This is a genomic window from Georhizobium sp. MAB10, from assembly GCF_045012825.1.
In the GTDB taxonomy this organism is placed as follows: Bacteria; Pseudomonadota; Alphaproteobacteria; order Rhizobiales; family Rhizobiaceae; genus Georhizobium; species Georhizobium profundi.
In genome coordinates, this window is sequence record NZ_CP118314.1 from 3,793,335 (window position 1) to 3,818,761 (window position 25,427).

Below are 25,427 nucleotides of genomic sequence, written 5' to 3' on the forward strand. Positions count from 1 at the left end.
AATCCTTGAATTCGATCGATGAGGGGAAGATGGGCGCGATCTCGCGCGCCCGATCCTCGCTCTTTGCTGCGCCTTATTCGGCAGCGACGCCCATTCGCATGCGTTCCATGTCTTCGAGCGCGCGGCGGTATTCGACGGGCATGACCTTGCGGAATTTCGGCCGGAAGTCCGCCCAGTTGTCGAGAATTTCCTTCGCCCGCGTCGAACCGGTATAGTGCATGTGGTTCGAGATGAGCTGCACCAGCCGCTCCTCGTCGTGACGGGTCATGTCTCCCGACACGTCGACGCGGCCCTTGTGGGCGATATCGCCGCCGTGGTGGTGCAGCTTCTCGAGGATGTCGTCTTCTTCCGGCACGGGCTCCAGCTCGACCATCGCCATGTTGCAGCGGGACGCAAAGGTGTTGTCCTCGTCCAGAACATAGGCGACGCCGCCCGACATGCCGGCTGCGAAGTTGCGGCCGGTTTCGCCGATGACGACGACGATGCCGCCGGTCATGTACTCGCAGCCATGGTCGCCGACGCCTTCGACGACGGCTGCCGCACCGGAGTTGCGCACGGCAAAGCGCTCACCCGCGACACCGCGGAAATAGCACTCGCCCTCGATCGCGCCATAGAGCACCGTATTGCCGACGATGATCGACTTTTCGGCCACGACGCGGGAGTTTTCAGGCGGACGGACGACGATGCGGCCACCCGACAGGCCCTTGCCGACATAGTCATTGCCGTCGCCGACGAGATCGAACGAAATGCCATGGGCGAGGAACGCGCCGAAGGACTGGCCGGCCGTGCCGCGCAGCGTGACTGCGATCGTGTCGTCCGGCAGACCGCGATGGCCGAAGCGCTTGGCGACTTCGCCGGAGAGCATGGCACCCACCGACCGGTCGACGTTGCGGATCGGCACCTCGAACTGAAGCGGCTTGCGGGTTTCAAGCGCAGGCATCGCCTGTTCGATCAGGTTGCGGTCGAGCACGTCGTCGATTGGATGGACCTGGCGTTCCGTCCAGCGGATCGCCGACTTCGGGGCGTCCGGCTTGAAGAACACGCCGGTGAAGTCGAGACCCTTGGCTTTCCAGTGGTCGATCAGGTCGTCCTTGTAGAGCAGATCCGACTGCCCGATGATCTCGTCCAGCTTCCGCACGCCGAGAGAAGCAAGGATCTCGCGGATCTCCTCGGCGACGAAGAAGAAGTAGTTGATCACATGCTCGGGCGTGCCCTTGAAGCGCTTGCGCAGAACCGGATCCTGCGTCGCTACGCCGACGGGGCAGGTGTTCAGGTGGCACTTGCGCATCATGATGCAGCCGGCGGCGATGAGCGGCGCGGTCGAGAAGCCGAACTCGTCGGCGCCGAGCATTGCCCCGATGACAACATCGCGGCCGGTCTTCAGGCCACCATCGACTTGCAGGGCGATGCGTGAGCGCAGGCCGTTCAGCACCAGCGTCTGGTGCGTTTCGGCAAGACCCATCTCCCACGGGCTGCCGGCATGTTTCAGCGACGTCAGCGGCGAAGCGCCGGTGCCACCATCGAAACCGGCGATGGTGATGTGGTCGGCGCGCGCCTTGGCCACACCTGCGGCAACCGTGCCCACACCAACTTCGGAGACGAGCTTGACGGAGATGTCCGCTTCCGGATTGACGTTCTTCAGGTCGAAGATCAGCTGTGCCAGATCCTCGATCGAATAGATGTCATGGTGCGGCGGCGGTGAGATGAGGCCGACGCCGGGCGTGGAATGCCTGGTCTTGGCGATCGTCGCATCGACCTTGTGGCCGGGCAGCTGACCGCCTTCACCGGGCTTGGCGCCCTGTGCGACCTTGATCTGGATCATGTCGGCATTGACGAGATATTCCGTCGTCACACCGAAGCGGCCGGATGCGACCTGCTTGATGGCCGACCGCTCGGGATTGGCCTTGCCACCGGGAAGCGGAAGATAGCGATCGGCTTCCTCGCCGCCCTCGCCGGTGTTGGACTTGCCGCCGATTTGGTTCATGGCGCGCGCCAGCGTCGTGTGCGCCTCGCGGCTGATCGAGCCGAAGGACATGGCGCCCGTGGAGAAGCGCTTGACCAAGTCCTGTGCGGGCTCGACTTCCTCGATCGGCACGGGCGTGCGACCCGCCTGCTCGGCAGTCTTGATCGCGAACAGTCCGCGGATCGTGTTCATCCGCGATTCCCGCTCGTTCACCATCTTGGCGAAAGCGCGGTACTGATCCTGGGCATTGCCGCGCACGGAATGCTGAAGCGTGGCCACCGCATCGGGTGTCCAGGCGTGGCCTTCGCCGCGCAGGCGGTACATGTATTCGCCGCCGATCTCGAGCGAATGGGCGAGGACCGGATCGGCGCCGAATGCCGCATCGTGGCGGCGGGTCGTCTCTTCGGCGACTTCCGCCAGGCCGACGCCTTCGATCGTCGTGGCGGTGCCAGTGAAGTAATCCTTCACGAACCCGCTGGACAGGCCGACCGCATCGAAGATCTGCGCGCCACAATAGGACTGGTAGGTCGAGATGCCCATCTTGGACATGACCTTGAGGATGCCCTTGCCGATCGCCTTGATGTAGCGCGAGACGACTTCGTGGCTTTCCACTTCCGGCGGGAACTCGCCCCGCTTGTGCATGTCCAGCAGCGTATCGAAGGCGAGATAGGGGTTGATCGCTTCCGCGCCGTAGCCCGCGAGGCACGCGAAGTGATGCACTTCCCGCGGCTCGCCGGATTCCACAACGAGGCCGACGGAGGTGCGCAGGCCCTTGCGGATCAGGTGATGGTGCACGGCTGCCGTCGCCAAAAGCGCCGGGATAGCGATGCGGTCCGGACCGAGCTGACGGTCCGAAAGAACGATGATGTTGTAGCCGCCATTGACGGCCGTTTCGGCACGCTCGCAGAGACGATCGAGCGCCGCCTTCATGCCCTCGGCGCGCTCATCCACCGGGAAGGTGAGATCGAGCGTCTTGGTGTCGAACAAATCTTCCGAATGGCCGATGGAGCGGATCTTTTCGAGATCGCCATTGGTCAGGATCGGCTGACGCACTTCAAGACGCTTCTTCTTCGAGGCGCCCTTGTGGTCGAGAATGTTCGGCCGCGGACCGATGAAGGATACGAGGCTCATGACGAGTTCTTCGCGGATCGGGTCGATCGGCGGGTTCGTGACCTGCGCGAAGTTCTGCTTGAAATAGGTGTAGAGCAGCTTCGACTTGTCCGACATCGCCGAGATCGGCGTGTCCGTTCCCATCGAGCCGATGGCTTCCTGGCCGGTCGTCGCCATGGGAGACAGGAGAATCTTGGTGTCTTCCTGCGTGTAGCCGAAAGCCTGCTGGCGATCGAGCAGCGACACGTCGCGGCGCAGCGCGCGCGGCTCGACGGGCTTCAGCTCTTCCAGAATGAGCTGGGTGCGCTTCAGCCAGTCCTTGTAGGGGTGCATCGTCGCGATTTCCGACTTGATCTCGTCGTCGGAAACAATGCGACCCTTTTCCATGTCGATCAGGAGCATGCGGCCCGGCTGGAGGCGCCACTTCTTGACGATCTTCTCTTCCGGCACGGTGATGACACCGGCTTCCGAGGCCATGATGATGCGGTCGTCGTCCGTCACGATGTAGCGTGCCGGGCGCAGGCCGTTGCGGTCGAGCGTCGCGCCGATCTGCACGCCATCGGTGAAGGCGACGGCGGCCGGGCCATCCCACGGCTCCATCAGTGCGGCGTGATATTCGTAGAACGCCTTGCGCTCGGCGGTCATGAGCTGGTTGCCGGCCCAGGCTTCCGGGATGAGCATCATCACGGCATGGGCGAGCGAATACCCGCCCTGGACCAGGAATTCGAGCGCGTTGTCGAAGCAGGCAGTGTCCGACTGACCTTCATAGGAAATCGGCCACAGCTTCTCGATGTCCTTACCAAAGAGAGGCGAGGACACCGACGCCTGGCGGGCAGCCATCCAGTTGACGTTGCCGCGCAGCGTGTTGATCTCGCCGTTATGCGCCACCATGCGGTAAGGGTGCGCGAGCTTCCAGGACGGGAAGGTGTTGGTCGAGAAGCGCTGGTGCACCAGAGCCACCGCCGAGGTAAAGCGCTCGTCGGCCAGATCCTTGTAATAGGCCTTCACCTGGAAGGCGAGGAACATGCCCTTGTAGACGATGGTCCGCGAAGACAGCGACACGAAATAGAAGCCGTTGTCGACGCCGTTCGTCTCCGCATAGATGCGGTTGGAAATGACCTTGCGCAGAATGAAGAGTCGGCGCTCGAACTCTGCCACAGAGACAAGCTCGGGGTTGCGGCCGATGAAGACCTGGCGGTGGCACGGCTCGGTCGCGGCGATATCCGGCGCCTTGGACAGCGAGGAGTTGTCGACCGGCACGTCGCGGAAGCCGAGCAGTTGCTGGCCTTCAGCCTCGACGACTTCGGCGATGATCGCCTCGATGTGAGCGCGCAGCGCCTCGTCCTGCGGCATGAAGACGTAGCCGACCGCATAGTTGCCGACTTCCGGCAGGACGACGCCCTGAGCGGCCATGTCTTCACGGAAGAGTTGATCCGGGATCTGCACGAGCAGGCCGGCACCGTCGCCCATCAGCGGATCGGCGCCGACGGCGCCGCGGTGCGTCAGGTTCTCGAGCATGGCGAGACCGTCGGACACGATCTGGTGCGACTTCTCGCCCTTCATGTGGGCGATAAAGCCGACGCCGCAGGCATCATGCTCGTTGTGCGGGTTATAGAGACCCTGCGCGGCCGGCAGTCGTCGCGGCGCGACCGGTTTGTCTTTGGCACACGAAGACGTCTCGGTTGCGGCCGTCATTGCGGCGCTCGTCGGGATCATGTCTTCAGATGGCGAAAACGTCGTCATCGTGCCTTCCTCCTGCCGCAGCTGCGGCGCTCTGACCTTGCAACTCAGCCCGATTTTCACCACCGGGCCGTCGATCGAACGGGCTTTTTCGCGAAACCGAAAATGCCGTTTGCTCTACTTCAATTCGTCTGACTGGGCGCCCAACTGGCCGTGCGTCGGTTTGCCCCGCGCCGGCTGCATGGCACCGCCATCTCGGCCATTATAGTGCTGTCGCGGGGCCATGACAGGCCTCGGTTCGAGCAGGTGTGGCCGCGCCGAAAATAGGACAGCAAACCTGTCCTATCGCAGCGGTGTATGCCAGAAAGCTCCGGGCGGCGCAAGTTGCGCAGCGGGAAATAATGACGCATGGCGACAATTCCTTGCCAGTCGGCGCAGTTGAGTGAAACTTTATGTCGCACAGGCGCAGCTTGCGGACAGAAAGCGCTTTTACATGCCTCCGTGTTGCCGCACTCGCCATCTCACCTTAAGGCTGCTCGCCAAGATGATCGTCACTGTCCGCAAAGGTAGCTCAGCCCATGATTTTCAGTTCCGACAACTGGGCGGGTGTCCACCCGCGCATCGCTGAAGCTCTGCACCGCCACTCTAACGGCTTTGCCGCATCCTACGGGGCAAGCGACCTCGACAAGGAGATCGAGGCGAAGTTCAACGAAGTGTTCGAGCGTGAAGTGGCGGTGTTCTTCGTCGGCACGGGCACAGCAGCCAATTCGCTGGCGCTGGCCAGCGTCAACCGGCCGGGCGGGGTCTCCTTCTGCCACCGCGAGGCGCATGTGATCGAGGACGAATGCGGGGCGCCCGAATTCTTCACCCATGGCGCCCGGCTGGTGCCGGTCGATGGAGGGAACGGCAAGATCGACCCCGACGAATTGCGCTCCGAGTTGAAGCGCTTTCCACCCGGCTTCGTCCATGCCGGCCAGCCGATGGCGATTTCGATCACGCAGGCCACCGAGATCGGCACGGTTTATACCGCCGATGAAATCGATGCGATCGCGGAGATCGCCAAAGCGCACGCCCTGCCCTTGCACATGGATGGCGCCCGGTTTGCCAATGCGCTGGTGGAACTCGACATCACGCCGGCAGAAATGACCTGGAAGCGCGGCGTCGACGTCCTCTCCTTCGGCGCGACGAAGAACGGTTGCTGGTGCGCCGAGGCGCTCGTTTTCATGGATCCCGAGAAGGCGCGCGACCTGCCCTTTATCCGCAAGCGCGCAGCGCAGCTTTTTTCCAAGAGCCGCTTCATCGCGGCGCAGTTCCACGGCTATTTCGAGGACGATCTCTGGCTCGATCTCGCGCGGCATTCGAATGCCATGGCCGCCCGCCTGCAAGACGGGCTGAAATCATCGAACCGCGCGCGTCCGGGCTGGACGTCGCAGACGAACGAGGTCTTCGCCATCGTTCGCAAGGCGGATGCCGAGACCGCACGCGCAAAAGGTGCCGCGTTTTATGATTGGACGCCGCCGCGCGCGTTGAACGGCATGATCGCGGAGGACGAGGTGCTGACGCGCCTCGTCACGAGCTTTGCGACGCGCGAGGAAGACGTGGACGGTTTCCTCGAACTCGTCGCCTGATCTTCTCTGGCTGTTTGCGATCCCGCTGTTTGCGATCTGGCGATCCTGCTCTATCTCCCGCGCGGGAGGTTAATAACGACAAGGGCAAGGATCGACATCGCATGGCTCAGCCAGACCAACAGAACCTCATCATTCCCGCACTGCGTCCGCTCTATTCGGGCCTCTCCACCACTGCCGAAACCGTTCTGCGCCTCGTCGCAGGCCTTGCGATGGTGACACATGGCTGGCCCAAGATAACCAATCCGTTCGGCGCGGTGGGAATGGTGGAAAGCCTCGGCTTCGTGCCGGGAGCGCTGTGGTCTCCGCTTCTGGCGGGCACCGAATTTTTCGGCGGCATCCTGCTCACCATCGGCCTTCTGACGCGCCCGGCAGCATTTGGCTGCTTCATCGTCCTCTGCGTCACGACCTACTTCCATTGGGTTGTGCAGGCTGAAGGCTATTCTGGTGCGGAAAAGTCGATCCTTTGGGCTGCGATGATGCTCTTCTTCGTCATCCGTGGCGGCAACGCCCAGTCTGTCGACGCGAAGATCGGCCGCCAGTTCTAAGCATTAGGCATCTGTAACGAAAAACGGCGCCCGCAAGGGGCGCCGTTCATTGAGCCACTCAAATGGCTCTAGCGAATTAGGCGGTTTGCGCCTCGATCTGCTTTGCGCTGGCCGGGCTCGCCTGGATGGATATCCGACGCGGCTTCATGGCCTCGGGGATCTCGCGCAGAAGATCGATGTGCAGCAGGCCGTTCTTCAGCGAGGCGCCACGAACCTCTACGTGATCGGCAAGCTGGAAGCGGCGCTCGAAGGCGCGCTTGGCAATGCCACGATAGAGGAATTCGCCGGCATCGCTGGCATCATCGGCCTTTTCGCCCTTGACGGTCAGCGTGTGCTCGCGCGCTTCGATCGACAGTTCGTCTTCACTGAAGCCTGCGACCGCCATGGTGATGCGGTAGGCGTTATCGCCGGTACGCTCGATATTGTAGGGCGGGTAGGTCTGGCCCTGGTCCGGCTGCGCAAGGCTGTCCAGCATGGTGAACAGGCGGTCGAAGCCAACGGTCGAGCGATAGAGGGGGGAAAAGTCTACATGACGCATTTTAAAGTCCTCCTTGAAGCGACTTGTTCGTCTGATCGATTGTCTGGCCTCACACCTGTTCCCGCTTGGCGGCGAAAGGCTTGAAGAGACCAGCGGACCCGTTCTGGCGTCCGCAAAAAGAAGATGGGAAACGCGCATTCGCCGTTCAAGAGGTGCCCGCACCCGCAGAATGCGGTTCTCATCTCTGCAGGGAATAGACCGGCCCCTCGGTCGTTAGGCACATGAATGCGAGATGAATGTCAGGTTCGGATCGCGTTCAGATGCACTGGACCATATTGGCCAGCGTCGGGACAAAGAAATCCTGACTGGCTGGAGTGTAACGTCCCTTCCCTTCAGCCATCGGCCGGAGGCGCGCGAAACCCACATATCGCTCTCGCGCCTCCGGTCTCTTTTTTCGCATCACCGTTCTTTGTGAGCAGGCACGTTCGATGCTAAGTGCCTGCTTTGAGCCGGCGCTGCGTGATGCAAGATATTCTTTATCAGACCCCAGACAACCCGTTCCCCGATCCGACCGGCAACCGCCATGTTGCCGGCCATTTCCGCACGCGGGATGGCAAATCCTTGCGCTACGCACTCTTCAAATCCGACGCCCCGCGCGCCAAGGGCACGATCGTGCTCGCCCATGGCCGCAACGAGTGCATCGAGAAATATTACGAGACGATCTCCGACCTTCTGAAGACCGGCCTCTGGGTGGCGACGTTCGATTGGCGCGGCCAGGGCGGCTCCGAGCGGCTCTTGCCCAACCACAGCGCCGGCTACGTGGAGCGGTTCGTCGACTACGAACACGATCTTGAAGATTTCCTGACCCAAGTGGTGCTGCCGGATGCGCGGCTGCCGTTCTTTCTCGTGGCGCATTCGGCCGGTGCCCTCGTCGCACTTGCAGCCGCACCGCGGCTAACGACACGGATCGAGCGCATGGTGCTCTGCGCGCCGTTCATTGCGCTTGGCGGCCAGAGGCTGGGCCAGCGCGGGGTGCGCCTTCTGACGAATGTCATGAGCCGGGTTGGGCTCAAGCGCACGATCGTTGCCCGCAACCGGCACAATCAGCCCTTTGAGGACAACCGCCTTACCCATGACGAGCGGCGCTTCCGGCGCAACCAGGCGATCTTCGGCTCGGCGCCTCTGCTCTCGCCCTCGAGCCCGACGGCCCGCTGGATCAGCGAAGCGCTCGGCCGGATCGATGTCGTTCGACATCAGGACCATCTTGCGGCAATCCAGATACCGACATTGATCCTGGCTGCAGGCGGTGACCAGATCGTTCCGCTGCGGGCCATCGAAGAGCTTGGAACGCTGTTTCGCGCCGGGCGGGTAATCACGATCGACCAGGCGCGCCACGAGCTGTTTCAGGAAAGCGATATTTACCGGGAACCGACACTGGCCGCGATCAAGGCCTTTCTGCCGGGCGCAGATGCTGAAGGCGAACAGAGCGCGCTGTCGATCAGTTCTTGAGGAGCGCAAGCGCCTCTTCGTGCACACGCCTGCTGCCACAGGCCACGATGTCGCCCCCGCCTTCGGGCCGACCGCCATCCCAGGTGGTGATCACACCGCCGGCATTCTCGATGATCGGGATCAACGCCGCGATATCGTAGGGCTTGAGGTCCGATTCGACGACGATATCCGCATGGCCACTGGCCAACAGCGCATAGGCGTAGCAGTCGCAGCCATAGCGGGCGAGGCGCACGGACTGTTCCACACGCTCATAACGGCCGACATGGGCATCGGAGAAGATCTTCGGCGACGTCGTGAACAGCGTGGCGTCGGCGAGCTTTTCGCAAGCGCGCACCTTGAGTGCCTCCTGCCCTCCTGATCGACCGAAATATCGGGATTCTCCGTAACCGGCGACAAAGGTTTCGCCGATGAACGGTTGGTCCATCAGCCCCATCACGGCGCGGCCGTTCTGATAGAGGCCGATCAGCGTCCCCCAGACGGGAAGACCTGAAATGAACGCGCGGGTGCCGTCGATAGGGTCGATGACCCATAGATATTCCCGATCGGTGCCATGACCGCCGTGCTCTTCGCCGAGAATGCCATGATCGGGATAGGCGTGCAGGATCAGGTCGCGGATCGCCGTCTCGGCGGCCTTGTCGGCCTCGGTGACTGGATCGAACAGACCGGCACCCTTTGTCTCGACGGCTCCGTTCTGGCGAAACCGCGGAAGCGTCTGTTCAGCCGCCGCAGCTGCCAGTCGGCGAAAGAAATCGAGATCGGGTAAGGCCATGAATTCCACTATCACTGACGGACCACACTGCCCATGAATTTATTGCGACTGCGAAGGCCCATAAATCTAATCGATTGACTTTTGTGCGGCGCAACAATAGCTTCGAGGTGCAGTTCGCTGCAATGCCCATTTGGGCGTTTCCTCCCTAGACTTCTACCGCGTCCCAACGGGCGCGGTTTTTTTTATGGGCTGGAGCAATAGCTCCAGCGCTTTGAATTGTCGCGTTGTCCAACGGTGAACCGCTATCCACTTCACCTGGAAACGCTCCAGGCTATTCGGCGGCGAGCGGCACTTCCACCATGTCGCTTTCGACGAGCGCGATCAGCGCATCGATGAAATCCGTCAGATCGGCGCGCAGCCGGTCGAATCCCGACTTCTTCTCGAGCCGCTCCTCGTCGAAATAGAGCCCACGATTGACTTCGATCTGCAAGGCATGAAGCCCATGGGCCGGCCGGCCGTAATGTTCGGTGATGAACCCGCCCGCATAGGGTTTGTTGCGGGTCACCGCATAACCCATTTCCTGCAGGATCAGGGCGGCCGAGCGGGTCAGGTCCTGCGATGCGCTGGTGCCGTAGCGGTCGCCGATGATAAAGTCCGGCCTCACCGGCGAAGCGGGAGAACGCACGCTCGCCGGCATCGAGTGACAATCCACCAGAACGGCCATGCCATAGGTCACGCGGGTGCGCGCGATCAGCCGGCGCAGGCACGCGTGATAGGGGCGATAAATGCCCTCGATGCGCTCCAGCGCTTCGGCGACCGGCAGACGATGGCTGTATATCTCGACATTTTCGGCCACCAAACGAGGAATCGTGCCGAGACCGCCGGCAACCCGCGTCGACGAGATATTGGCGAAGGGCGGCAACGCTCCCTCGAACATGCGCGGATCGAGTTCGTAAGGTTCGCGATTGACGTCGAGATAGGCGCGCGGAAAGTGGGCGACCAGCATCGGCGCACCGGCCTGGACCGCATGGGCGAACAATTCGTCGACGTAGAAATCTTCTGATTTGCGGATGCGGCGCGCGTCGAGCCGCGACTGGGCAAGGAAGGAAGCGGGATAGATTCGCCCGCTGTGGGGCGAGTTGAAGACGAGAGGCGTTGTCTGGCGGGTCGCCATCCGGACCTCGAATGGCTCAGAATCAAACACCAGCGCTGCCAATTCGCCTGCACTCCGTTGCTTGTCGATCGAGATGGTGGAAGCGATGCGAAAAAGCCCCGCATCCCTTGAATTCGACGGCCCAAATCATGTTGCCAGTTGCCTCAACCCGTGTCCATAGCCCATAAAAATAGGCTTGTACCTGCCTGAGTCGAGCGCGCTCCTTATTCGGCTTTCACCGGATGTTTACGCAAGTGTTGTTTCTGTGGCAGCGAGAGGTGCGCGCTTTATGACAGCCGACGACGACATTTCAGGACGACAGAGAATGAAGATTCTTCTTGCCGAAGACGACAATGACATGCGCCGCTTCCTGGTGAAGGCGCTGGAAAAGGCCGGCTATGAGGTCCGCGCCTTCGACAATGGCGCCAGCGCCTATGACCGGTTGCGAGAAGAGCCGTTTTCGCTGCTCTTGACGGACATCGTGATGCCCGAGATGGACGGCATCGAGCTCGCCCGTCGTGCGACGGAACTCGACCCGGACCTGAAGGTCATGTTCATCACCGGCTTTGCCGCCGTGGCGCTGAACCCGGATTCCAACGCACCGAAAGATGCCAAGGTTCTTTCCAAGCCCTTCCATCTGCGCGATCTGGTGGATGAAATCCACAAGATGCTCGAAGCTGCCTGAGGCCCGTTCCAGGCCCTCTCGAAAAGCAGGTAATTTCGCTTTCGACACTATTGACGCGGCAAAGCCATTTATGGTCTATGCCGCTCCACGGATGGGCGTGTAGCTCAGCGGGAGAGCACTACGTTGACATCGTAGGGGTCACAGGTTCAATCCCTGTCACGCCCACCATCCTTTTCAAGCACTTAGCTTCAATTCAAGCAGCGCCCGACCGGTCCACCGACCTCGGGCGCTGCTTGTTTCTGCCTCATGACATTGGTCGTCGTCGCGAACCGCCAGAGCCCTGCCTACTGCCAAGGGTTTGGGGTCAATCCGCCCGGTCATTCCTTGGGGCCGGAAAAGGTAGACGTTCGCCGGTCGATGCTTGGACTGAGGTCCGTTTCTAACATCCGATCAGTGCTTTACGTTGACCTGACGTCCTTCTGGGGAGGACGGGAGCTGCGCGTGACCAACCGCCCCCGGTGGTCACGCGCAGCTCCACCGATCAAACGGTCGAATCGCGCCGTGTGGTTGGCGCGGCGTTAAGAGCAATCTGCGATATTTGATAGGTGCGGTGGAGCGCAGCGCTGGATACAAGGCTGTTGGCCCCTTGTCTCAACCGGGGCCAGGGTCGCGGTTCGTTATTCAGGCCCCCCAGCCCCAACAGCCGCGACCCACGGGATTTCCGGGCCTATTTCCCATACAAAAAGGCCCGCATCCTTTCGGATACGGGCCTGAAATCAGACGCTCTGTGGAAAGATTAGTCTTCCCAACGATCCAAAGCTTCAACCTGTTCCTGGGTCATGTCGACCTGAAGGTTGTCGCCATTGAGCGTGACCTGATCGAACGGGATGACGACATCGGTGTCACCGACGCCCAGGAAGCCGCCAACTTCAGCCGAAAATGCCGTCGGCGTACCGTCATCGGTGCCAAGCACTTCTTCGACTTCGCCGATCGTCTCGCCAGCTGCGTCCAGGATGTTCATGTCTTCCAGCTGCTCGACCGTCAGATTAAATTCGCTGACCATCTGGCTATCGGATTCGATTTCGATCAAGCCGGCCGGAGCCTGAGCCGAAGCGGCGGCGACAAAGCCGAACATCGAGAGGGCGACGAGTGAAGCGGTCTTTTTCATTATGGTACTCCGTGTTGGAACTGGCCGAATAACCCGCGCCGCGCAAATCGGTTCCACATCTTCCACCCGATTGTGACGGTCACCGTGCCGGTCGGCTTACGCTGATTTGGTGGCCATCTGCGTTCTCAGGAAACGTCATCGGTCGGTGGAACACTGCAGGCCGCTCCTCGTTCTCAAAGCTCCGCGGGCGCAACAAGGGCGCCCAACCCATCTGACAGGAGCTGTACGAGAAATGAGTGCTCGTCCGTTTTCGCCCGTTTGGGTCACCCTACCCGGCCGGCCACCACGCCGCGTCGACAGCGCTTTCGAGGCGCTGGAATGCCTGATGGGCGGCTGGCCCATCACGACAAATTCGACCTATCGCCGAGCGGTTCAGGCCTGCCGCGATGCAATCGATGGCTTCGTTCCCGCCACGAAAGCGCGAGAGGCATTTCTTGATGCCGCGCGAACCATCGGAGCCACGACCTCATCCAAACCCGACAAACATCACGACATCGCGGCGGCAGCCCGCGCATCCAAAGGAGCCTTCGATGGCATCGTCCAGCTTTGATCACACCGTGCACGTCTTTGCCGGCCTTGGCTTTATCCAGGCCATCAAGAGCCCTGCAGCTGCACTCTCCTATTTGGAGGCCATGCCGGGCTGGCGCAAAGACAAGCGCCATACGGCGGCGCATAAAGCATGTCGGGCTGGGATGAGTGGTGGCGCCCAGACGGCGGCCGCGCGTGCTGCCTTCGAAGACTTCATGCTGCATGCCGGCTTGCTGGTGCAGAATTCGCCGCAGGTCGATGAATTGACGACGGCGGCTTGAAGAGTCGGATCGTTCTGAAACTCTCTTTAGATATTTGCGCCGGCATCACTTCAGGCCGGCGCATCTTCAGCTTCTCATCATCCCGGCTATCGGAGCCGAGGCTGTTCCGTTCAGTTCGGTTCGACGAGATGAACTGCAGTGTTCTCGTAGGCAGTTGCCGGCGTCGGGATCACGCCTGCGACATTGGCGAAAAGGAATGATGCGATGATGATCTTTGCAGTGACGACGACCATGACGACCGGACGAAGGCTCTGAGCGACGTTTTCGCTGGTGTGGCTTGCGGACATTTTGTTGTTCTCGTTCGAGTGGTTGATCTCGGGGATCTGGACGATGCTTATCAAGCAAACCCTGCCCTGAGCCTGCCTCGGCAAAAGGGGAATTTCGCTCCAACCGGTTCGCGGCAGGACTTGCTTCTGTGGCCGCAGCCACGGAAATTCAACCATCAAATCGTTACGAGGTTCCAACCATCCCGGCATTTCGGGAGAGGAATTTTGCAATCCAAGACCGATGTCGCAGAAATGTAACACCGGCGCCCATGGGGACGCCGGTGTTACACGATAAGCGATGGATGGAAGGGTTCGTTCAGAGCGGTTTCTTGATCCAGCGTGCCAGCACGCCAATGATTCCTTCTCGGAACAGAAGCACCGCCAGCACGAAGATGATGCCCTGCATGATCAGCACCCAGGCGCCGAAGGAAGCGAAGTAGTTCTGCATGGCAACGATGATGCCGGCGCCGAGCAGTGGCCCAAAGACCGTACCCATCCCACCGAGCAGCGTCATCAGAACGACCTCGCCAGACATCGTCCAGTAGACATCGGTCAGCGAAGCGAGCTGGAACACAAGCGCCTTGGTGGCACCCGCCATGCCCGCGAATGCAGCGGAGATGACGAACACGGCGAGCTTGTAGCGATTGACGTGATAGCCGAGCGAAATGGAGCGCGGCTCGTTCTCGCGGATCGCCTTCAGTACCTGGCCGAACGGCGAGTGGATGATGCGATAGATCGCCAGCACGCCGCCGAAGGTGATGGCCAGAACGACATAATAGAAAGTGCGGTCGGGGCGCGTGCTCAGAATGCCGAAGAGATCGCCGCGCGGCACGGCCTGGATGCCATCCTCGCCCCCAGTGAACGGCGCCTGCAGGGCGAAGAAGTAGACCATCTGAGCGAAGGCGAGTGTGACCATGGCGAAATAGATGCCCTGGCGGCGAATGGCGAGCGAGCCGATCGCAGCGCCCAGCACCATTGCCACCAGCGTGCCCGAAAGGATCGCAAGCTCGGGTGTCAGACCCCAGACCTTTGCGGCGTGGGCGGAGACATAACTTGCCATGCCGAAATAGGCGGCGTGGCCGAAGGACAGGAGCCCGCCAAAGCCCAGCAGCAGGTTGAAGGCAGCGGCGAAGAGCGCGAAGCACATCACTTTCATGAGGAAGACGGGGTAGAGCACGAAGGGTGCCACCAGCATCGCGGCGAACAGCGCGATGAAGATCATCATGTGATGGCGTGGCATGCCCATGGCCTTGTCTCGCGGCTGCGCCGAAACGTGGCTGACGGTATCCGTATCGGTCGTGGTCATGTCAGGCGGTCCTTCCGAAGAGGCCTGCCGGCTTAACGAGCAGAACGATGGCCATGATGACGAAGATCACGACGGCGGAGCCTTCCGGGTAGAAGACTCGGGTGAGACCCTCCACAAGCCCAAGTCCAAACCCCGTGATGATAGCGCCGAGGATCGAGCCCATGCCGCCGATGACGACGACGGCGAAAACGACGATGATCAGCTGCTCGCCCATGTTCGGATTGACCGAATAGATCGGTGCGGCGAGCACGCCGGCGAGCGCGGCAAGGCCGACGCCGAAGCCATAGGTAAGCGTGATCATGCGCGGCACGTTGATGCCGAACGCGCCGACAAGCGTCGGGTTTTCTGTCGCGGCGCGCAGATAAGCGCCGAGCTTTGTCTTCTCGATCATGAACCAGGTGCCGAGGCAGACGACGAGAGAGGCGACGATGACCCAGAGGCGCGAATTCGGCAGATACATGAAGCCAAGATTATGCCCGCCCTGCAGAAGCTCAGGCGCCGCATAGGGTATGCCCGACACGCCGTATTGATTGCGGAAAAGGCCCTGGATGATGAGCGCGAGGCCGAAAGTCAGAAGCAGGCCGTAGAGGTGATCGAGATGGTAGAGCCTCGAGATCATCAGCCGTTCGATGACGATGCCAGTCGCGCCGACGATCAGCGGTACCAAAATGAGGGCGGCCCAGTAGTTGATGCCGAAATAGGTCAGCAGCATCCAGGTCACGAAGGCGCCCATCATGTACTGCGCGCCATGGGTGAAATTGATGATGTTCAACAGGCCGAAGATCACCGCCAGGCCAAGACTCAGCATGGCGTAGAAGGATCCGTTGATCAGGCCGAGCAAAAGCTGCCCGAAAAGTGCCTGCGGCGGTATGCCCAAAAGCTCGAACATGGCTGGCTGGTTCCAGATATGAAGACGGTCGGTCTTGAGATTTGGCGCGTCTCCGAGCGGTGAATCGGTATCCGCTTCACCTGGAAACGCTTCAAGGTAACCGCGCCGCCCGAAGGCGACGCGGCGTGCCTTAAGCGCTGTTACTGCGCGGCAGCTTCCTCGACGAGCGAGCAGCCGCCATCGGCGAGTGGGCGGAATGCCTGGTCGGCCGGGATGGTCTCAAGTAGCTCGTAGTAATCCCACGGGCCTTCCGACTGGTCGGGCGCCTTGACGCGGAACAGATACATGTCGTGGATCTTGCGACCGTCTTCGCGGATCTCGCCCTGACCGAAGAGCGGGTCATCGGTCGGGTTCGCCTTCATCCATTCCATGACGGCTGCGGTTTCATCCGTGCCGGTTGCTTCGACAGCCTTGAGGTAGTGCAGCACCGAGCCATAAACGCCGGCCTGAACCATCGTCGGCTTGTCGCCTGCCTGCTCCTCAAAGCGGGCCGACCATTCGCGCGTCTGGTCGTTCAGATCCCAGTAGAAGCTTTCCGTCAGGACGAGGCCTTGGGCGGTCTGCAGGCCGAGCGAATGCACGTCGGTGAGGAACACGAGCAGACCGGCAAGCGACTGGCCAGCCTGGGTGATGCCGAACTCGGACGCCTGCTTCACGGCGTTGATCGTATCGCCGCCGGCATTGGCAAGGCCGACGACCTTGGCGCCGGAAGCCTGGGCCTGCAGCAGGAACGACGAGAAGTCGCTGCCCGGGAACGGGTGACGCACCGAGCCGACGACCGTGCCGCCGGACTTCTCGACGAAGGCCGTCGTGTCACGCTCGAGCGCATGGCCGAATGCGTAGTCCGCGGTGATGAAGAACCAGCTGTCGCCGCCCTGCTCCACCATCGCGCCGCCGGTACCGTTGGCCAGCGCCCAGGTGTCATAGGTCCAGTGAACGGTGTTCGGCGAGCAGGCAGAGCCGGTCAGGTCCGACGTGGCGGCGCCGGAGTTCATGAAGATCTTGTCCATCTCGCGGGTGATCTCATGCACGGCGAGCGCGGCCGACGAGGTCGGCACGTCGAAGATCGCGTCGACATCTTCTTCGCTGTACCACTGGCGCGCAATGTTGGATGCGACGTCCGGCTTGTTCTGGTGGTCGGCCGAAACGATCTCGACCGTGATGCCCTTCTCCTCGGCACCGAAATCCTCGACCGCCATCTGCGCGGCGATGACCGAGCCTTCGCCCGACAGGTCGGCATAGACGCCGGAGCGGTCGTTCAGGACACCAAGCTTGACGCTCACATCCTGGGCAAGGCCCGGCGCTGCGGCCAGCATGGCAAATGCCGACGTGGCCAGTGCGAGTTTCTTCATCATTGCAGTTCTCCTCCCGAGAAAGGCACGTTTTCGTGCCGATTGCATTCTAAACGCCGAGATAGCGATGCAGTTTGTCGATGTTGGCGTCGAGTTCGGCGTTCTGGATCGTGTCCACCACACGACCCTGCTCGACGATGTAGTGCCGGTCCGCGACCGAAGCGGCGAACCGGAAATTCTGCTCCACCAGAACGATGGTGAAGCCCTGGCTCTTCAGCTTTGCGATGGTGCGTCCGATCTGCTGCACGATGACCGGCGCGAGCCCCTCCGTTGGCTCGTCCAAAAGCAGCGTCTTGGCACCTGTTCGCAGGATGCGCGCAATTGCGAGCATCTGCTGCTCCCCACCCGAAAGCTTCGTGCCCTGGCTGGACAGACGTTCCTTCAGGTTGGGGAAGAGTTCGAAGATCGTGTCGAGCGACAGACCGCCCTCGCGCACCTTCGGCGGCAGCATCAGGTTTTCCTGCACCGAGAGGCTCGAAAAGATGCCGCGCTCTTCCGGGCAATAGGCGATGCCTGCCTTGGCGATCTTGCGGGCCGGCAGTTTGATCAGTTCATTGCCTTCGAACGTCACCGACCCGGTGCGCTTGGCCAGAATGCCCATCACGGCTTTCATCGTCGTGGTCTTGCCGGCGCCATTGCGGCCGAGCAGCGTGATGACCTCGCCCTCTCCAACGGCAAAGTTGATGCCGTGGAGCACGTGGCTTTCGCCGTACCAGCCCTGCAGGTTCTTGACCTCGAGCAGCGCCTTGACCGGAGCCTTGGCGGCAATCGGCCGCTCCATCGTCGTTGGCTCAACCATGTCCCGCTCCGATATAAGCGTCGATGACCTTTGGATCTTTCGAAACCGTGGCGTAATCGCCCTGCGCCAGCACCTCGCCACGCGCCAGCACCGTGATGTGATCCGACAGATTGGCGACGACGGATAGATTGTGCTCGACCATCAGGATCGTGCGGTTCGTGGCGATCCGTCGGATCAGCGCCGAAATCCGCTCGACGTCTTCCTGCGTCATGCCGGCCATCGGCTCGTCGAGCAGCAGCATTTCTGGATTGAGCGCCAGCGTCGTCGCGATTTCGAGCGCGCGCTTGCGGCCGTAGGACAGTTCGCCAGCGCGTTCGTCGGTGAATGCGGTCAGACCCACATCGGCGATGTGCGAGCGCGCTTCGTCGTCATATTCGCGCAGCACCGTTTCGGAGCGCCAGAAATCGTAGGAATCGCCGCGCCGCCGCTGCAGGGCGATGCGAACATTTTCCAGAACTGTCAAGTTCGGGAACACTGCTGAAATCTGGAACGAACGCACCAGACCGAGCCGTGCAATATCGGCTGAGGACAGGCCCGTAATGTCGCGACCATTGTAGGTAATCGCGCCCGATGTCGGCTGCAGGAATTTCGTCAGCAGATTGAAGCAGGTCGTCTTGCCTGCTCCGTTCGGCCCGATCAATGCATGGATCGACCCGCGACGCACGTCGAGGTCGACATTGTTGACCGCAACGAATCCCTTGAATTCCTTGGTGAGTCCGCGCGCGGACAGAATGGCGGCTTCCGTCATGTTCCTCCCACACGGTTCCGGCCGAGAGCCTCCCTGCCCTCGACTTCAACGCTATTGAAGCGGATTCGCCCTGTCAACGGATTTCAATTGGCAAGAAGAAAGTTCACGTATATGAACAAGATGGGATTTGGGAGGGATCGCATGCGTGTGCGACAGGTGGACAATGCACTCGATCTTTTCGAGCTTTTCGCGCGCGACAAGCGTCCGCTGACACTGACGATCATCGCCGACGAGCTCGGCATGCCAAAATCCAGCGTGTTTAATCTGATAGAGACGCTGCTCGCCCGCGGGCTGATTTACGAGACCCGGCAGCGCGGTGGATACTATCCGACGCCACGGCTCCACGAAATCGCGACATCGATCATGGAGGGCGACGTTTTCCTTCAGCGCATCCATGGCGAGATGGAGGATCTGGCGCGCTCGGCCGGCGAAACGGTGTTGCTCGCCGCACGGCAGGGAGCCGAAGTGCTCTATATCGACGTGGTCGAGGCGGCGTCGCCCATCCGCTATTTCGCCCGCTGCGGCGAGCGGCGCCCGCTCTATACGACCTCCACCGGCAAGGCGATCCTTACCTCCTACGACCCGCAGGAGCGGGCGCGCATCCTGGAGCAGGTCGATTTCGTGCGCCATCAGGCCACGACCTTCACCGATGCCGGCAAGCTGATGGAGGAGCTGGACGCTGCAGTGGCACGCGGATGGACCGAAGACCGGGCAGAATTCACACCAGACGTTATGGGCATCGGCGTGCCGTTGGTGCATGGAACGCGGCGGTTCGGCCTGGCGATCGCCGGGCCGCTCTACCGCATGGATTATCAGCGCGAGGAACTGGCGACCAAACTGCGTGCTGCCGCCGAGCGCATGCAACGGATCATGGAAAATGCCGACCACTGACACCAGCGAATTGGCCACGACGATTTCACTCGAAGATCTCGTCGCCCAGGTCAGAACCGAGATTGGACTGTCCGACTGGATCACGGTCGACCAGCCCATGATCGACCGCTTCGCCGAAGCGACGAACGACCACCAGTTCATCCATGTGGATCCGGAGCGCGCGGCTGCGGAAGGCCCCTTCGGCGGGACGATCGCGCATGGCTTTCTCACCGTCTCGCTGCTCTCGGCGATGAATTACGACTGCATTCCGGCCGTCGAGGATCAGCAGCTCAGCGTGAATTACGGGTTCGAGAAGCTTCGCTTCATGGCGCCGGTGAAGGCCGGCAAGCGCATCCGCGGCCGCTTCGTGCTGTCCGAAGCACGCCGGCGCGGCCAGCAGATGATGATGTTGCGCTATCAGGTGACGGTCGAGATCGAGGGCGAGATGAAGCCGGCGCTCACCGCCGACTGGCTAACACTCATTCAGATGGATCCGACCGCCTTGGACGCGCTCGAATAGATCGCTCAGGCCTTCGCGTCCCGCGCAGCTTCACTCAGGAACGCGAAGGCGTAGTCGGAATAGGAACGCCAGCACTCGATGCGGAACATGTCGTCGGCCATGCGCCAGAGCACGATTTCGATCTTGCCGAGCACGGTGCGCGAGCAGGCATTCACAGGGAACGCCTTCAACGACAGGTCCTGCGGGCAACCGGCCGCGAGTGTTTCGGCGGCCGCCTCGCCGGTGACCATGATGGCGGTCTGGCGGTGGGAGACATCGACCGCGGAATGAAGAACGCCGGTATCGGCGAGCGCTTTCACGAGATCGGCAGAGCCGCCATTTTCGCCGTCGTCTATGACAAGCCATTCGTCCGGGCCGAGCCATAGCGCCGAGCGCGTGCCGTCGGCGTTGACCACCGCCGTTTTCGGGCGCGTCGGCAGGTCGAGGCCGAGGCCGCCGGACAGTGCGGAGACCGCGTCCGGCTTGGCGCGCAGCGAAATCCGCACCGCCGCTTGCGCCGGTGTCAATCCGACGGCGGCTCCACCGCCGCGCCGGCCGTGCAAGGGATGGAGGCGTTCGACGCCGACGGGGCTATCCATTGAGCCGTTCTCCTTGCTTGTCGAAGAACACGGTGTCGGTGACTTCAACCTCGATCGTCCTGTCGGGCATCGGCACATAGAGCGTCTCGCCCATCCGGCTCCGGCCTCCGGCGACGACCGCCATGGCAATCGACCGGCCGCAATTCTCCGACCAGTAGGACGAGGTGACGTGCCCGATCATCGTCATCGGGATCTTCTCGTTTGGATCGGCAACGATCTGCGCGCCTTCCTCCAGCACGAGGGTTGGATCTTTCGTCTTCAGCCCGACCAGTTGCTTGCGATCCGGCCGCTGCAGGTCGGCACGCTTCAGACCGGCGATGCCGACGAAATCGGGCTTCTTCTTCGCCACCGCCCAGCTGAGACCCGCATCGTCCGGCGTCACGGTGCCATCGGTGTCCTGGCCGACGATGATGTAGCCCTTTTCGGCGCGCAGCACGTGCATCGCCTCGGTGCCGTAGAGGCAGGCGTCCATCGCCTCGGCGCGCTCCCACAGGGCCTCGAACACCGACTGGCCGTAATCGGCAGGGACGTTGATTTCGAAGCCGCGCTCGCCGGTAAACGACATGCGGAAGAGCCGGGTCGGAACGCCACAGATTTTGCCCTCGCGTACCGACATGTGCGGCATGGCATCATCGGATATGTCGATGCCGTCAACAAACGGCGCGATGATGTCGCGGGCCTGGGGCCCCTGCACGGCGATGACGGCCCATTGCTCGGTAATGGAGGTCAGCCAGACATCGAGATGCGGGAACTCCGTCTGGAGATAGTCTTCCATATGGTGGAGGACCCTCGGCGCGCCGCCCGTGGTCGTCGTGACGTGGAAGCGGTCGGCAGCAAGCCGTCCGACCACGCCGTCATCGTAGATGAAGCCGTCTTCGCGCAGCATGATGCCGTATTTGCACCGGCCTGGCTCCAGCTTGTCCCAGGCGTTTGTGTAGAGAAGATTGAGGAAGGCTGCCGCATCGGGTCCGACCACTTCGATCTTGCCGAGCGTGGACGCATCGAAGAGGCCGGCAACTTCGCGCACCGTGCGGCATTCGCGCGAGACGGCGGCATGCATGGTTTCGCCCGCGCGTGGAAAGTACCAGGCGCGCTTCCACTGGCCGACATCCTCGAAGACGGCACCATTCGTTTCCAGGCATGCGTGGAGCGGCGTCTTGCGGGCTGGATCGAACAGCACGCCGCGGCTCTGGCCGACAATGGTTCCGAACGTCACCGGTGTGTAGGGCGCGCGAAACGTGGTCAGGCCCACTTGCGGGATCGGCTTGCCGAGCGTTTCGGCGGCGATCGCCAGGCCGTGCATGTTGGAGGTCTTGCCCTGGTCGGTCGCCATGCCGTTGGTGGTGAAGCGCTTGACGTGCTCGATCGAATGCATGCCCTCACGCACCGCGAGCCGGATATCCTTGGCAGTGACGTCGTTCTGGAAATCGACGAAGGCCTTGCCGGACTCTGGCGCCCCGACGGCGCCAACAAGGCCTGCCGACCAAGAGCCGGCATCGCTGCCTTCATGATCGATATCGATGACCGGACGTCCCGACATTTCCGAGCCGGCTCCGTTGGCGGCATCAAGACCGGCCTCGACAGCCTGTTCGACGAGTGCCACGGGATCGTCGGTCCCGGCACAGGCGCCGATCGACACGCAGTCTTGCGCATTGACGCCCGGCAGGAACCGGCCGCTTTCCGCATCCCAGGCCACCTTGCCGCGAGACTGCGAGAAAAGATGCACCGATGGCGTCCAGCCGGCCGACGTCATCAGCGCGTCCACCTCGATATCGCGGCCCTTGCCCGATGCGCCGGCCGGGACGACCGCGATCGATGAAACGCGCAACCTGCCCTTGGTTGAAGCAATGGTATGGCGGGTCAGAACCTCGATGCCGCGCGTGCGAGCCTCCTCGAGAAGCGTTCCGCCCGGCCTGTCGCGGGCTTCGACGATCACGGGGATGCGAACGCCCGCATCCTGCAGGTCGAAGGCCGCTTCATAGGCGCTGTCGCAAGCCGTGTAGACAGCCACTTTCGCGCCGATGGCGACGCCGTAATGGTTGAGGAAGATGCGCGCTGCCGAGGCCAGCATGATGCCCGGGCGATCGTTGCCCGGAAAGACTATGTGCCGCTCGATAGCGCCCGTCGCCAGCACCACGCGCTTGGCGCGGACCTGCCATAGCCTCTCGCGCGGCTGGTCCGGCGAAGGAAGAGCAAGATGGTCGGTCACGCGTTCGGCCAGGCCGACGAAATTCTGTGCGTAGTATCCGAACGCCGTCGTGCGCGTCAGAACGCGGACATTTTCCATGAAGGCGAGACGGGCTGCGGTTTTCTGCGCCCAGTCGAATCCGGTTTCGCCGTTGACGGCGATGCTGGTGTCGAAATGGAGGGCGCCGCCCATTTGGGGCTGTTCGTCGCAGATGATGACGCTCGCGCCGGACTCGGCCGCCGCAAGCGCTGCCGACAGCCCTGCCAGGCCGCCGCCCACGACGAGGACATCGCAATGGGCATAGCGCTGCGCGTAATGGTCGGGATCAGCCTCTTTCGGCGCTTCACCGAGGCCAGCAGCCCGGCGGATGACCGGCTCGTACAGCTTGTTCCAGGCTGCGCGCGGCCACATGAAGGTCTTGTAGTAAAATCCCGCCGAAAAGAGCGGCGACAGCGCGTCGTTGACGGCGCCGACATCGAAGGCGAGCGATGGATAGCGGTTCTGCGAGGAAGCCCTGAGCCCGTCGAAGATCTCCTGCACCGAGGCACGGACATTCGGCTGATAGCGCGCCGAATCGCGCGACACCTGCATCAGCGCATTCGGCTCTTCGGCGCCGGCCGAGAGCACGCCGCGCGGGCGGTGATACTTGAACGACCGGCCCATGAGGTGGATGCCGTTGGCGATGAGTGCGGAAGCGAGCGTGTCGCCGTCGAGCCCCGTCAGCATGCGGCCATCGAAGGAAAAGCGCACGGTTTTGGCAGGCGTCAAACGGCCCTTCCCCGGTAGACGGTTTGCACCGCCCTGATACGCGTTGCCGCTCATTGGCCGTTTCCTTCCGTGGCTGCTGCTTGCGCCTGCGGATCGGGAAGCGCGGGTCGCGGCTCGCCGGCCTTGTAGGTCATGAGGAAGCGATCGGTCACCGTGTTGCGCACGGCATTGAAGAAGCGCCCGCAACCATGAATGTGGCGCCAACGCTCATAGACGTCGCCTTTGCGGTTATTGCGCAGGAAGAAATAGCGCTCGAACTCGTCAGGCGTGAGGTCGGCCATCTTGTCCGAGCGCACGATGTGGGCCTCGCCGGCATGGCGGAACTCGATTTCCGGGCGGTCTTCGTCGCAATAGGGGCAGCGGATCAGCAGCATTTCTGTCTCAGACCTCTCGTCTCAGTGCGCGACAGCCGCCGCGGCGGCCTCGTCGATCAGCCGGCCGGTGCGGAACCGCTCCAGCGTGAAGCCCTCGTTGATCTTGTGCGGCGCATCGTTGGCGATCGTGTGGGCGAAGACATGGGCAGAGCCCGGCGTAGCCTTGAAGCCACCCGTGCCCCAGCCGCAATTGACGTAGAGGCCCTTGACCGGCGTCTTGGCGAGGATCGGCGACCGGTCCGGCGTCACGTCCACGATACCGCCCCAGGAGCGCAGCATCTTCATGCGGCTGAAGATCGGGAACATCTCGCAGATCGCGTCGAGCGTGTGCTGGATGATGTGGAGACCGCCCGTCTGGGAATAGGATGTGTACTGGTCGGTGCCCGCCCCGATCACCAGTTCGCCCTTGTCGGACTGGGAAATGTAGGCATGCACGGTGTTCGACATGACGACGCAGGGGAAGATCGGCTTCACCGGTTCCGACACCAGTGCCTGCAGCGGGAAGCTTTCGAGCGGCATGCGGATGCCAGCCATGTCCATCAGGACGGAGGTATGGCCGGCGGCAACGACGCCGACCTTCTTCGCACCGATGAAGCCGCGCGCGGTGTCGACGCCGGTCACGTCTCCGTTCGCGCCGCGACGGATGCCCGTCACTTCGCAATTCTGGATGATGTGGACACCCATATCGGCTGCGGCGCGCGCATAGCCCCAGGCGACTGCATCGTGCCGGGCAACGCCGCCGCGGCGCTGCAGGGCGGCGCCCATGACGGGATAGCGCGCATTGCTTGAGATATTGAGCGGAGGGCAGAAAGCCTTTGCCGCATCGGGCTCGAGCCATTCATTGTCGATGCCGTTCAGCCGGTTGGCATGGATATGGCGCTTGGCCGACTGCACGTCATGCACATTGTGCTGCAGCATCATGACGCCGCGGGCAGAATACATGACGTTGTAGTTCAGCTCCTGCGACAGGTTCTCCCACAGGTTCAGCGCATGGTTATAGAGGCCCGCGCTTTCGTCATAGAGATAGTTGGAGCGGATGATGGTGGTGTTGCGGCCGGTATTGCCGCCGCCGAGCCAGCCCTTCTCGATCACGGCGATGTTCTTGAAGCCGTGTTCCTTGGCTAGGTAATAGGCCGTACCCAGACCATGCCCGCCGGCACCCACGATCACGATGTCATAGGACGAACGCGGCTCGGGCGACGACCACTGCTTGTCCCAACCCTTGTGGCCACGCATGGCTTCTCGGGCGATCGCGAAGATGGAATATTTGCGCATGCATGCTCCCCGGCCCGTGGCGCATCGTAAGCACTGGACCTATCCAAGCCATGTCAAATTGGAAAGGTCGACAATGGTCGTTTTGCGACCTTCAACGACGCGTAGAGCTAGATGGCC

23 protein-coding genes and 1 tRNA gene are annotated in these 25,427 nt (G+C 62.0%); 9 read left to right on the forward strand and 15 right to left on the reverse strand.

The genetic code is table 11. The features are described from left to right. Window positions 1–73: 73 nt before the first annotated feature. On the reverse strand, window positions 74–4,816 hold the full coding sequence (gltB, locus tag PU133_RS18220; protein WP_404862827.1) for a glutamate synthase large subunit: 4,743 nt from the start codon (window positions 4,814–4,816) through the stop codon (window positions 74–76). A gap of 515 nt (window positions 4,817–5,331) precedes the next feature. On the opposite strand from gltB, the gene PU133_RS18225 reads away from it, so the two are divergent. Both PU133_RS18225 and PU133_RS18230 read left to right on the forward strand, forming a co-directional pair. Then, entirely contained in the window at window positions 5,332–6,381 is a 1,050-nt protein-coding gene (locus PU133_RS18225; protein WP_404862828.1) for a threonine aldolase family protein, read from the forward strand. A 101-nt stretch (window positions 6,382–6,482) separates the two neighbouring features. Then, window positions 6,483–6,926 carry a DoxX family protein gene (locus PU133_RS18230; RefSeq protein WP_404862829.1) on the forward strand — a complete coding sequence of 148 codons (444 nt, stop codon included), beginning with the start codon at window positions 6,483–6,485 and terminating at the stop codon, window positions 6,924–6,926. A 76-nt stretch (window positions 6,927–7,002) separates the two neighbouring features. On the opposite strand, the gene PU133_RS18235 is transcribed toward PU133_RS18230, so the two are convergent. Further along, window positions 7,003–7,464 (reverse strand): Hsp20 family protein, encoded by a 462-nt coding sequence (locus PU133_RS18235; RefSeq protein ID WP_404862830.1) that lies wholly within the window; start codon window positions 7,462–7,464, stop codon window positions 7,003–7,005. 462 nt (window positions 7,465–7,926) lie between these two features. On the opposite strand from PU133_RS18235, the gene PU133_RS18240 reads away from it, so the two are divergent. Then, entirely contained in the window at window positions 7,927–8,913 is a 987-nt protein-coding gene (locus PU133_RS18240; protein ID WP_404862831.1) for an alpha/beta fold hydrolase, read from the forward strand. Here the strand turns inward: PU133_RS18240 and hisN are convergent. After that, window positions 8,903–9,682 (reverse strand): histidinol-phosphatase, encoded by a 780-nt coding sequence (gene hisN / locus PU133_RS18245; protein WP_404862832.1) that lies wholly within the window; start codon window positions 9,680–9,682, stop codon window positions 8,903–8,905. The genes PU133_RS18240 and hisN overlap by 11 nt on opposite strands. Before the next feature lie 271 nt (window positions 9,683–9,953). Next, window positions 9,954–10,796, reverse strand: a complete 843-nt coding sequence (locus PU133_RS18250; protein WP_404862833.1) for an N-formylglutamate amidohydrolase — start codon at window positions 10,794–10,796, stop codon at window positions 9,954–9,956. 304 nt (window positions 10,797–11,100) lie between these two features. Here PU133_RS18250 and cpdR point away from each other — a divergent pair, with 304 nt between their 5' ends. Together cpdR and PU133_RS18260 are read left to right on the forward strand one after the other, a co-directional pair. Then, window positions 11,101–11,460, forward strand: a complete 360-nt coding sequence (cpdR, locus tag PU133_RS18255) for a cell cycle two-component system response regulator CpdR (RefSeq protein WP_126011893.1) — start codon at window positions 11,101–11,103, stop codon at window positions 11,458–11,460. Window positions 11,461–11,553: 93 nt separating this feature from the next. After that, a tRNA-Val gene (locus PU133_RS18260) sits at window positions 11,554–11,628 on the forward strand. A gap of 568 nt (window positions 11,629–12,196) precedes the next feature. Here PU133_RS18260 and PU133_RS18265 read toward each other — a convergent pair. Continuing rightward, entirely contained in the window at window positions 12,197–12,568 is a 372-nt protein-coding gene (locus PU133_RS18265; RefSeq protein WP_126011895.1) for a PRC-barrel domain-containing protein, read from the reverse strand. A 232-nt stretch (window positions 12,569–12,800) separates the two neighbouring features. Between PU133_RS18265 and PU133_RS18270 the strand changes: the two genes are divergently transcribed. Both PU133_RS18270 and PU133_RS18275 read left to right on the forward strand, forming a co-directional pair. Beyond that, window positions 12,801–13,118, forward strand: coding sequence for a DUF982 domain-containing protein (locus PU133_RS18270; protein ID WP_404862834.1), 318 nt, complete (start codon window positions 12,801–12,803; stop codon window positions 13,116–13,118). After that, window positions 13,099–13,377 (forward strand): DUF982 domain-containing protein, encoded by a 279-nt coding sequence (locus PU133_RS18275; RefSeq protein WP_164527965.1) that lies wholly within the window; start codon window positions 13,099–13,101, stop codon window positions 13,375–13,377. The genes PU133_RS18270 and PU133_RS18275 overlap by 20 nt, the downstream gene beginning before the upstream one ends. A gap of 110 nt (window positions 13,378–13,487) precedes the next feature. Here the strand turns inward: PU133_RS18275 and PU133_RS18280 are convergent, their stop codons facing one another. From PU133_RS18280 to PU133_RS18305, 6 genes are all read right to left on the reverse strand, one after another. After that, a complete protein-coding gene (locus PU133_RS18280) occupies window positions 13,488–13,718 on the reverse strand; it encodes a hypothetical protein (protein WP_404862835.1) in 231 nt (76 codons plus the stop codon). A 241-nt stretch (window positions 13,719–13,959) separates the two neighbouring features. Further along, on the reverse strand, window positions 13,960–14,949 hold the full coding sequence (locus PU133_RS18285; protein ID WP_404862836.1) for a branched-chain amino acid ABC transporter permease: 990 nt from the start codon (window positions 14,947–14,949) through the stop codon (window positions 13,960–13,962). 1 nt (window position 14,950) lies between these two features. Further along, window positions 14,951–15,838 (reverse strand): branched-chain amino acid ABC transporter permease, encoded by an 888-nt coding sequence (locus PU133_RS18290; RefSeq protein WP_404862837.1) that lies wholly within the window; start codon window positions 15,836–15,838, stop codon window positions 14,951–14,953. A gap of 140 nt (window positions 15,839–15,978) precedes the next feature. Beyond that, complete coding sequence (locus PU133_RS18295; RefSeq protein ID WP_404862838.1) at window positions 15,979–17,193, reverse strand: ABC transporter substrate-binding protein; 1,215 nt, start codon at window positions 17,191–17,193, stop codon at window positions 15,979–15,981. Between the two features lie 46 nt (window positions 17,194–17,239). Further along, complete coding sequence (locus PU133_RS18300) at window positions 17,240–17,989, reverse strand: ABC transporter ATP-binding protein (protein ID WP_404862839.1); 750 nt, start codon at window positions 17,987–17,989, stop codon at window positions 17,240–17,242. Continuing rightward, on the reverse strand, window positions 17,982–18,737 hold the full coding sequence (locus PU133_RS18305) for an ABC transporter ATP-binding protein (RefSeq protein WP_126011907.1): 756 nt from the start codon (window positions 18,735–18,737) through the stop codon (window positions 17,982–17,984). Before PU133_RS18305 ends, PU133_RS18300 begins: the two co-directional genes overlap by 8 nt. Before the next feature lie 141 nt (window positions 18,738–18,878). On the opposite strand from PU133_RS18305, the gene PU133_RS18310 reads away from it, so the two are divergent. Together PU133_RS18310 and PU133_RS18315 are read left to right on the forward strand one after the other, a co-directional pair. Then, window positions 18,879–19,628: an IclR family transcriptional regulator gene (locus PU133_RS18310; RefSeq protein ID WP_404862840.1), complete on the forward strand. Its 750-nt coding sequence runs from the start codon at window positions 18,879–18,881 to the stop codon at window positions 19,626–19,628. A gap of 10 nt (window positions 19,629–19,638) precedes the next feature. Further along, window positions 19,639–20,127, forward strand: a complete 489-nt coding sequence (locus PU133_RS18315; RefSeq protein ID WP_404864583.1) for a MaoC family dehydratase — start codon at window positions 19,639–19,641, stop codon at window positions 20,125–20,127. Window positions 20,128–20,132: 5 nt separating this feature from the next. On the opposite strand, the gene PU133_RS18320 is transcribed toward PU133_RS18315, so the two are convergent. The 4 genes from PU133_RS18320 to PU133_RS18335 are packed head-to-tail and all read right to left on the reverse strand — an operon-like array spanning window position 20,133 to window position 25,310. Further along, window positions 20,133–20,705 carry a sarcosine oxidase subunit gamma gene (locus tag PU133_RS18320; RefSeq protein WP_404862841.1) on the reverse strand — a complete coding sequence of 191 codons (573 nt, stop codon included), beginning with the start codon at window positions 20,703–20,705 and terminating at the stop codon, window positions 20,133–20,135. Next, window positions 20,698–23,715 carry a sarcosine oxidase subunit alpha gene (locus tag PU133_RS18325; protein WP_404862842.1) on the reverse strand — a complete coding sequence of 1,006 codons (3,018 nt, stop codon included), beginning with the start codon at window positions 23,713–23,715 and terminating at the stop codon, window positions 20,698–20,700. Before PU133_RS18325 ends, PU133_RS18320 begins: the two co-directional genes overlap by 8 nt. Next, complete coding sequence (locus PU133_RS18330; RefSeq protein WP_404862843.1) at window positions 23,712–24,035, reverse strand: sarcosine oxidase subunit delta; 324 nt, start codon at window positions 24,033–24,035, stop codon at window positions 23,712–23,714. The genes PU133_RS18325 and PU133_RS18330 overlap by 4 nt, the downstream gene beginning before the upstream one ends. Window positions 24,036–24,056: 21 nt before the next feature. Further along, the gene (locus PU133_RS18335) at window positions 24,057–25,310 is read right to left on the reverse strand and encodes a sarcosine oxidase subunit beta family protein (protein ID WP_404862844.1); all 1,254 of its coding nucleotides are present in this window, start codon (window positions 25,308–25,310) and stop codon (window positions 24,057–24,059) included. Window positions 25,311–25,427: the final 117 nt, after the last annotated feature.

What these genes read in the sequence shown, in the direction of transcription:
- PU133_RS18310 (WP_404862840.1), top strand. Translation starts at nt 18,879, where the DNA reads ATGCGTGTGCGACAGGTGGACAATGCACTCGATCTTTTCGAGCTTTTC.
- PU133_RS18240 (WP_404862831.1), top strand. Translation starts at nt 7,927, where the DNA reads ATGCAAGATATTCTTTATCAGACCCCAGACAACCCGTTCCCCGATCCG.
- PU133_RS18300 (WP_404862839.1), bottom strand. Translation starts at nt 17,989, where the DNA reads ATGGTTGAGCCAACGACGATGGAGCGGCCGATTGCCGCCAAGGCTCCG.
- PU133_RS18290 (WP_404862837.1), bottom strand. Translation starts at nt 15,838, where the DNA reads ATGTTCGAGCTTTTGGGCATACCGCCGCAGGCACTTTTCGGGCAGCTT.
- PU133_RS18235 (WP_404862830.1), bottom strand. Translation starts at nt 7,464, where the DNA reads ATGCGTCATGTAGACTTTTCCCCCCTCTATCGCTCGACCGTTGGCTTC.
- PU133_RS18325 (WP_404862842.1), bottom strand. Translation starts at nt 23,715, where the DNA reads ATGAGCGGCAACGCGTATCAGGGCGGTGCAAACCGTCTACCGGGGAAG.
- PU133_RS18335 (WP_404862844.1), bottom strand. Translation starts at nt 25,310, where the DNA reads ATGCGCAAATATTCCATCTTCGCGATCGCCCGAGAAGCCATGCGTGGC.
- PU133_RS18285 (WP_404862836.1), bottom strand. Translation starts at nt 14,949, where the DNA reads ATGACCACGACCGATACGGATACCGTCAGCCACGTTTCGGCGCAGCCG.
- PU133_RS18275 (WP_164527965.1), top strand. Translation starts at nt 13,099, where the DNA reads ATGGCATCGTCCAGCTTTGATCACACCGTGCACGTCTTTGCCGGCCTT.
- PU133_RS18250 (WP_404862833.1), bottom strand. Translation starts at nt 10,796, where the DNA reads ATGGCGACCCGCCAGACAACGCCTCTCGTCTTCAACTCGCCCCACAGC.
- PU133_RS18230 (WP_404862829.1), top strand. Translation starts at nt 6,483, where the DNA reads ATGGCTCAGCCAGACCAACAGAACCTCATCATTCCCGCACTGCGTCCG.
- PU133_RS18330 (WP_404862843.1), bottom strand. Translation starts at nt 24,035, where the DNA reads ATGCTGCTGATCCGCTGCCCCTATTGCGACGAAGACCGCCCGGAAATC.
- gltB (WP_404862827.1), bottom strand. Translation starts at nt 4,816, where the DNA reads ATGACGACGTTTTCGCCATCTGAAGACATGATCCCGACGAGCGCCGCA.
- PU133_RS18265 (WP_126011895.1), bottom strand. Translation starts at nt 12,568, where the DNA reads ATGAAAAAGACCGCTTCACTCGTCGCCCTCTCGATGTTCGGCTTTGTC.
- PU133_RS18225 (WP_404862828.1), top strand. Translation starts at nt 5,332, where the DNA reads ATGATTTTCAGTTCCGACAACTGGGCGGGTGTCCACCCGCGCATCGCT.
- PU133_RS18320 (WP_404862841.1), bottom strand. Translation starts at nt 20,705, where the DNA reads ATGGATAGCCCCGTCGGCGTCGAACGCCTCCATCCCTTGCACGGCCGG.
- cpdR (WP_126011893.1), top strand. Translation starts at nt 11,101, where the DNA reads ATGAAGATTCTTCTTGCCGAAGACGACAATGACATGCGCCGCTTCCTG.
- PU133_RS18270 (WP_404862834.1), top strand. Translation starts at nt 12,801, where the DNA reads ATGAGTGCTCGTCCGTTTTCGCCCGTTTGGGTCACCCTACCCGGCCGG.
- PU133_RS18305 (WP_126011907.1), bottom strand. Translation starts at nt 18,737, where the DNA reads ATGACGGAAGCCGCCATTCTGTCCGCGCGCGGACTCACCAAGGAATTC.
- PU133_RS18295 (WP_404862838.1), bottom strand. Translation starts at nt 17,193, where the DNA reads ATGATGAAGAAACTCGCACTGGCCACGTCGGCATTTGCCATGCTGGCC.
- hisN (WP_404862832.1), bottom strand. Translation starts at nt 9,682, where the DNA reads ATGGCCTTACCCGATCTCGATTTCTTTCGCCGACTGGCAGCTGCGGCG.